Origin of the sequence: Myroides sp. LoEW2-1 (assembly GCF_009767705.1) — a bacterium.
GTDB classification, from domain to species: domain Bacteria; phylum Bacteroidota; class Bacteroidia; order Flavobacteriales; family Flavobacteriaceae; genus Flavobacterium; species Flavobacterium album_A.
Map to the genome: position 1 here is coordinate 1 of NZ_WSPP01000097.1, position 7,688 is coordinate 7,688.

General features: G+C 34.5%; 6 protein-coding genes. 4 read left to right on the forward strand and 2 right to left on the reverse strand.

The features are described 5' to 3' along the window. Positions 1-290 precede the first annotated feature (290 nt). The gene (locus GOQ24_RS06630) at positions 291-1,118 is read right to left on the reverse strand and encodes a siderophore-interacting protein (RefSeq protein ID WP_155092956.1); all 828 of its coding nucleotides are present in this window, start codon (positions 1,116-1,118) and stop codon (positions 291-293) included. Between the two features lie 1,090 nt (positions 1,119-2,208). Here GOQ24_RS06630 and udk point away from each other — a divergent pair. Genes udk through scpA form a run of 4 tightly spaced genes read left to right on the forward strand, consistent with a single transcriptional unit; the run spans position 2,209 to position 6,665 of the window. After that, complete coding sequence (gene udk, locus GOQ24_RS06635) at positions 2,209-2,817, forward strand: uridine kinase (RefSeq protein ID WP_155092957.1); 609 nt, start codon at positions 2,209-2,211, stop codon at positions 2,815-2,817. Between the two features lie 14 nt (positions 2,818-2,831). After that, positions 2,832-3,152 (forward strand): FtsB family cell division protein, encoded by a 321-nt coding sequence (locus GOQ24_RS06640; protein WP_155092958.1) that lies wholly within the window; start codon positions 2,832-2,834, stop codon positions 3,150-3,152. 17 nt (positions 3,153-3,169) lie between these two features. Beyond that, complete coding sequence (locus tag GOQ24_RS06645) at positions 3,170-4,537, forward strand: methylmalonyl-CoA mutase subunit beta (protein WP_155092959.1); 1,368 nt, start codon at positions 3,170-3,172, stop codon at positions 4,535-4,537. Position 4,538: 1 nt separating this feature from the next. Next, positions 4,539-6,665 (forward strand): methylmalonyl-CoA mutase, encoded by a 2,127-nt coding sequence (scpA, locus tag GOQ24_RS06650; RefSeq protein WP_155092960.1) that lies wholly within the window; start codon positions 4,539-4,541, stop codon positions 6,663-6,665. Between the two features lie 230 nt (positions 6,666-6,895). Here the strand turns inward: scpA and GOQ24_RS06655 are convergent, their stop codons facing one another. After that, positions 6,896-7,498, reverse strand: a complete 603-nt coding sequence (locus tag GOQ24_RS06655; RefSeq protein ID WP_155092961.1) for a hypothetical protein — start codon at positions 7,496-7,498, stop codon at positions 6,896-6,898. Positions 7,499-7,688 lie beyond the last annotated feature (190 nt).

A 7,688-nucleotide genomic window follows, 5' to 3' on the forward strand; every position in this document is an offset into this window, starting at 1 on the left:
GGGTTACTGCTCACGACATCGGACGTAAGTACTGTTTCTTTCCCTTTTTCATTATAGATATAATCATTTCTATCATTGATTTGACACAAATATAAATACTTTATTTAATTATCATCCTTTTTTACAGCGTTTTTTAAATTAAAATCTTTTAATCTCTCTCCATTGCAAATGCAAAAAGCAAGCTCAGATTAACGAAGCTTGCTTTTAATTATGATCGGTTTGTTTGTTTGTGAACTAAAAATAAGCATAAACTTATTCACTGCTCATTTTATCATTGAAGGGCTTTACTCTTATTGATCGCTATCCTTTTCTGCTCGACGATCAGCCTCTGAAGCTGATTCTGCTTTTCCAAACTTCCAATACGAATAAGCATAAAGATCTTCTCTACTCCAATTCTTCTCTTTTCGGAAAAAGTTTCTCAATTCTTTGACCGTTGAAAACTCAGAAGCTAAGTATACAAACTTAGACTCTGGCAAAGCATTGCTATTTACAAAATCGATTACTTTAGAAGCAACTTGCGAATTTTGTCCTGGTGTAGGATTTATCACCCATTCTATATCGAAAGTAGCTTCTGAAGATAGGTTTTGCACATCTTCTTCTGTTTCGACTTCTATAATCACTTTTGCCTTAGCTGTGTTAGGTAGAGATTCTAAAATAGCACTTAATACAGGAATAGCAGTAGCATCACCAATTAGATAATACCACTCTACTTCTGGTACTAATTCTGAGGCCTCACACCCCATCGCTACCCCAATCTGAGATCCTATCTCAGCATTAATTGCAAAATCTGATGCTGGTCCCTCATCACCATGAGCGACAAAATCAATATATAATTCGTTCTTTTCGATATTTATTCCCCTATGGGTATATGTACGTACATAAGGTTTAGTCGATTCTTCTTGAGGTTTCCAAGCCCCTTTTTCGAAATCAAACTCTGGTAAATACACTTCTGAACATCCCTTCGGAGCAATAAATACTTTATTGTTGACACCAATTGTTGTTTCTTTAAAATCACTTACATCATTACCTCCAAGAGTTAATCGAATAAATCTTGGCGTGATATATTCTCTATTAAGCAGTTTGAATACCTTACGTTGAATATTTTTTTTCTTTGTCATCTTGTTGTTCTGTTGATTAAATCTTCTTTATAAGATGGACAAAGATAGCCTATTTATTTAGATTCAGTATAAACAATAGTATAATTCACAAAATAGTCCAATCTACTCCCTTCTTTGTCCAATCTGTTCACCTACTATTCCCAGCAATATTCATCAAAACGAATGACGAAGCCAATCGTCTTTACAAAGCATACTAAAATGTTTCAATAGAGGTCTTAGCTTGCACTTCCTTGGGGGTTTCTCGCACTTTTCTTGGGGTTTACTTGCCCAGAGAGCGGTTTTCTCGAAGAAAGGTGCAAGAAAGGTGCAAGAAAACCTTTTGCAAAAGCGAAAAATCTATCAATAAATCAACTACAAATACAGATAAGAAATCAATTGTCAATATACTGTCTGATAAAAAAGGATATGGTGCTATTCTAATACCTTGTCTATTCATGTGTTTTTGCTGAACTGATTAAGTTCTCTCAAAAAAATGATTCGCCTTGCCATTGATCTTTATGCCAGTTGTTAGATAAGAGTATATACTCAATTGCTGGTGCCTATATAAACAGGAAGATTTCCATATATATACAAGTGTATAAACTAAGCGAAAAGAAAAAAGTTTATACTGAGATCACAAAGAAGTGCACTTTCGTTTTTGTAGCAAATAATATATACAAGACACATTACCTTCTGTCTAAATTCCCACAGACTATTTCAATAAAAATAAACCAGAAGTTCAACGCAGACACCCGTAAATCAAAGTAAAGAAACAATACCTAAAAAATTCTATCGATACCATCGTCATACGCAAAACAGCAAATCTCCAATACTGCAAATAATCGGTATCTTTTTGAACTGAAATTTGAAAGAGAAAATCAATAAGATGCCTAAAGTATTCATACTATTCATTGAACTACACAAGCTACGATACTTAAAAAACCGCAATAGCACTTACTATTGCCATTTGTAAAAAGTTCGCAAACAATAATTTAAATCAACTAAAAAATAGCTATCTTTTGGATTTTAAAGTCTAAAAAGCAAGCATTCTACAAAAAATGTTTCTGCACAAGATGAATAATTTCTATTTTTGCTAAAAATACATTAAGACATGCTAATCATTGGAATCGCTGGAGGAACCGGAAGTGGAAAAACCACTGTTGTTCACCAGATTATGAATGAATTACCCGAAACAGAAGTAGGTATTATTTCCCAAGATGCTTACTACAAAGCAACAGATAACTTATCTTTAGAAGAAAGGTTACTTATTAACTTTGATCACCCAAGATCAATTGATTTTGAACTTTTGGTTCAACACTTAAAAGAATTAAAGGAAGGAAGTAGTATTAATCAACCTGTTTACTCTTTTGTAAAGCATAATAGAACAGATGATTACGTCTTGACTCATCCGCGAAAAGTAATGATTGTAGAAGGAATCTTAATTCTGTGTCACCCCCAACTTAGAGACATGTGCGATATTAAGATTTTTGTACATGCTGATTCAGACGAAAGACTTATCAGACGTCTAAAAAGAGATATTGCAGAAAGAGGACGTGATATGATGGAAGTCCTTAACAGATATCAAAACACGCTAAAGCCAATGCATGATCAGTTCATAGAGCCTTCAAAAGCTTATGCTGATATCATCATACCTAACGATACTTACAATACAGTTGCCATCGACATTGTACGTACCGTGATAAATGAAAAAATCGGATAATAAATCCATCTAATATGAATGTATCTCAAATATTTAGTAACTTTAAGTATTCCAAGATTCTAAAAAACGTCTTTTTTTGGATTACTATCTCCTTTGCTGTTTGGATAATTTTTTTTGATAGCTTTTCTTACTTTGAACATCGAACAATCGATAAAGAAATAGAAAAGTTGGAAGATAATAGACGCTATTTCCAAAAAGAAATAGACAAAGATAAAAAGGCAATAAAAGGGTTGAAGAATGGGGATGCGACTGAAAAATACGCGAGAGAAAAATATTATATGAAACGTGCTAATGAGGATATATTCATTATAGAATTTGATACATTAGCACAATAATAAAACTACCAAAAACTATGAATGATCAACTATTTGAAGAATTTAACCAAGTATCTTCAAAAGAGTGGAAAAACAAAATTCAATATGAACTAAAAGGAGCTGATTATAATGAAACGCTGATTTGGGAAAGTCTTGAAGGTATAAAAGTTCGTCCCTTTTATCACAGTGATAGTGACGACAAACCTTTGTCGATAAATACCAATACCTCTGCTTTTCAGATTATGCAATGTATTTATGTATACGATCTTGAACGTTCTATTGAAAAGGCAAAAGACACTTTAAATAGAGGGGCGGATACGATTCACTTTACGATTGATAATCCACAAGTGAATTGCACAACCTTATTATCTAACTTACCAAAAGAAGCTACTTACTACTTTAGATTTGGTTTTTTAGATGCAGCATACTTTAGTGAATTAACAAATTGGGGAAAGATCAACCAATTTGACATTCACATTCTGATTGATCCAATCTACAAATTGGGGAATGAAGGCAACTGGTTTAAAAGCTTAGAAGCAGACTTCAACCAATTAAACAAATGCCTGAATCACTCTACAAACTTACTCATCGATACGACAACCTACCAAAATGCTGGTGCTAATATGGTACAGCAAATTGGATATGCACTCGCTCACGTAAATGAATACTTGAACCGCATAGAGAAAATTGAAGGAATAATCTATGTAAAACTGGCTGTAGGAACAAACTACTTTTTCGAAATAGCCAAGTTAAGAGCGTTGCGAATGCTATTGGATATCTTGCGTAAAGAGTATACACATCAAATTGACTTCAAGATTATTGCTATTCCTACAAAGCGCAACAAAACACTGTATGATTACAATGTAAATATGTTGCGTACTACGACGGAGTGTATGAGCGCCATACTTGGAGGAGCTGATTTAATTGCCAATTTAGCCTATGATAGCATCTATCACAAGGAAAATGAATTTGGTGATCGCATAGCTCGAAATCAATTGCTAATACTAAAAAAAGAAAGTTACTTCGACGCAGTTAACAACCCTGCAGAAGGTGCTTACTATATAGAAAACATCACTCTTCAATTAGCTCAAAAAGCACTCGATATTTTCAAACAAATTGAAAAAGGAGATGGTTTAATTACTTCGTTAATCGAAGGAACCATTCAACGTAAAATCAATGAAAGTGCTGCCAAAGAGCAAGAGCTATTTGACAAAGGAGAAGAAGTACTTTTAGGTACAAACAAATATCCAAATCAACAGGACCACATGAGTGCCAATTTGGAATTATATCCTTTTATCAAACAAAATCCTCGAAAAACACTTGTTGTTCCAATTATCGAACGCCGCTTAGCTGAGAAGTATGAACAGCAGAGGTTAGCAGGGGAAGAATCAATTAAAATTGAATAAGATGAAAAGAAAGGATATACAACATCTCAGCATTGATATAACAGATCGTAGAAAAACATCTGAAACATCAGAATTCACAACTGCTGAAGGAATTGCAATAAACAAGACTTATAGTCAAAAAGATATTGAACATATTGAACACATCGGATTTGCAGCAGGATTTGCTCCAAATTTACGTGGTCCTTATGCTACAATGTATGTACAACGCCCTTGGACAATCAGACAATATGCAGGATTTTCAACTGCAGAGGAGAGCAATGCTTTCTATAGACGCAATCTTGCAGCTGGGCAGAAAGGGCTTTCTGTGGCCTTTGACTTAGCCACGCACAGAGGATATGACTCCGATCACGAACGCGTTGTAGGAGATGTAGGTAAAGCTGGTGTTGCGATTGATAGCGTAGAAGATATGAAAATACTTTTCGACCAAATACCCTTGGGCGAAATGTCTGTATCAATGACAATGAATGGAGCTGTATTGCCTATTATGGCTTTTTATATCGTAGCTGCTATTGAGCAAGGCGTTGATCCAAAATTGTTATCTGGTACAATACAAAATGACATCTTAAAGGAATTCATGGTGCGTAATACCTATATTTACCCACCTACTCCATCGATGAAGATTATTGCTGATATATTTGAATATACCAGTGAGAAAATGCCTAAGTTCAATTCTATATCTATTTCAGGTTACCATATGCAAGAGGCAGGTGCAACAGCAGATATTGAATTAGCTTATACTTTAGCAGATGGACTTGAATATATACGTACAGGTCTGAATGCAGGAATGAAAATCGATGACTTTGCTCCTCGCCTTTCTTTCTTTTGGGCTATAGGCATGAATCACTTTATGGAAATTGCCAAGATGAGAGCTGGTAGAATGTTATGGGCAAAACTCCTAAAACAGTTTAATCCTAAATCAGAGAAGTCACTTGCATTGCGTACGCACTGTCAAACTTCTGGGTGGAGCTTAACAGAACAAGATCCATTTAACAATGTTGCAAGAACAGCAATAGAAGCTGCTGCTGCTGCTTTTGGAGGAACACAGTCCTTGCATACCAATGCTTTAGATGAAGCAATTGCACTACCTACTGATTTTTCGGCTCGTATCGCACGTAACACGCAAATCTTTTTACAACAAGAAACGAAAATTTGCAAAACAGTTGATCCATGGGCAGGAAGTTACTATGTCGAAAGCTTAACAAGTGAAATAGCTAATAAAGCTTGGGAACTAATTCAAGAAGTAGAAGAATTAGGAGGCATGACAAAAGCAATAGAGGCAGGAATACCAAAACTGAGAATTGAAGAAGCTGCTGCACGCAAACAAGCGCGTATAGATAGTGGACAAGATATCATTGTAGGGGTGAATAAATATCGCCTTGACAAAGAAGATCCTTTACATATCCTTGAAGTAGATAATCAAACAGTTAGAAAACAACAGATTGATCGATTAAATCACATTAAGGCTACAAGAGATAACGACAAAGTAAAAGAAGCATTAGATGCCCTAACACAATGCGCTAAGTCCAATCAAGGTAACTTACTTGCTTTGGCAATTGAAGCTGCTAAACACAGAGCTACCTTAGGGGAGATTAGCGATGCATTAGAATGTATATTTGGAAGATTTAAAGCACAAATTCAATCAGTAAGTGGCGTGTATAGTAAAGAAATTAAAAACGATGAGAGTTTCCTGAAAGCAAAACAGTTAGCTGATAAATTTGCAGAAGTGGAAGGACGTCGCCCGCGTATAATGATTGCCAAAATGGGGCAAGATGGACATGATCGAGGCGCTAAGGTAGTTGCTACAGGATATGCAGATGTAGGATTTGACGTAGACATTGGACCATTATTTCAAACACCTGCCGAAGCAGCCAAACAAGCCGTTGAAAACGACGTACATGCTTTAGGTGTATCGTCTTTAGCTGCTGGTCACAAAACGTTGGTACCTCAAGTAATTGAAGAACTGAAAAAATATGGTAGAGAGGATATTATGGTGATTGTTGGAGGAGTAATTCCCGCTCAAGATTACGAATTTTTGTTCGAATCAGGAGCTGTTGCAGTATTTGGTCCCGGAACCAAGATTAGCGATGCAGCCATCACTATGTTAGAGATATTACTTGATCAAGAATAAAAACAAACAGCGAGTGCGTATAGCTTTGCACTCGCTGTTCTCATTAACAGTAATTTCCTTTTTTGCGTATTTATAGATTTCTTATAATTCAATTTTCATTTGTAAAATACTGCTCTACTGACACAAAAATCACACCATTATTCTATTTGAAATATACTTTTTTACATTTTATAGTAAAAATTACTCCTATTTTATTCCTTTCAACTTATAAGTGAAAGCTATTTCCATTACTAAAATAAGTTTTGTAACGTATAGATAAAGCTATATTTGCTTAAAACATAAACAAGTACAACAACCATAACAACGCTTAGTATCCTAAGGATATTTAAAAAGAGCATATGATGTTCGCGACTTAAACTATTCTTAAACACAAACACTGTCGGTTTATCTGGATAGTAAATTACTTTGTACTTTTTACCCGTAGGATCAAAATCTACTTGCTCCTCTTCAAGAGGTTCATTTATTTTATCAACTTCCAATTCTGCTTGGCTTGGTTCTTTTAAATCATAAGCCCTTGGACTTCCTGTAATCACCTCCCCTTTTTCAGTAACAAACTCCATCACTAAAAGATCTTTTCTTGCATAAGACCTTCTACTACTTGCTACATCAGCATCATACTTAGAAACTTTGCGATACTTTATGACTTCTGCTTTTACAGAAATACCTTCATGTAACAAACGATCTACCCAAATGTGATTTCGCCACATTCCAAGAAAGATGAATACAATAGGAAAGAAAAATAGGTAAGAGATTTCGTTAAAGACTGCTAATAGAACTACTAAAACGATTAATACACTAATAGGGTAATATAGCTTATCAAATACTTTATACATTTTATAAAGATTAATTATTATCACAATTTAATCAACTTTTTTATAAAATAAAAAAACTTTATAGCCTAATCGAAATTTAATCATTACTGTTCCCCTTGAATACCAATACTTTTTTCATTTGTCTATAATTTAACTATTTATGCTCAAAAAAAATAAAGTACCTTTGTCTAAATTATATACTGTTATAGAT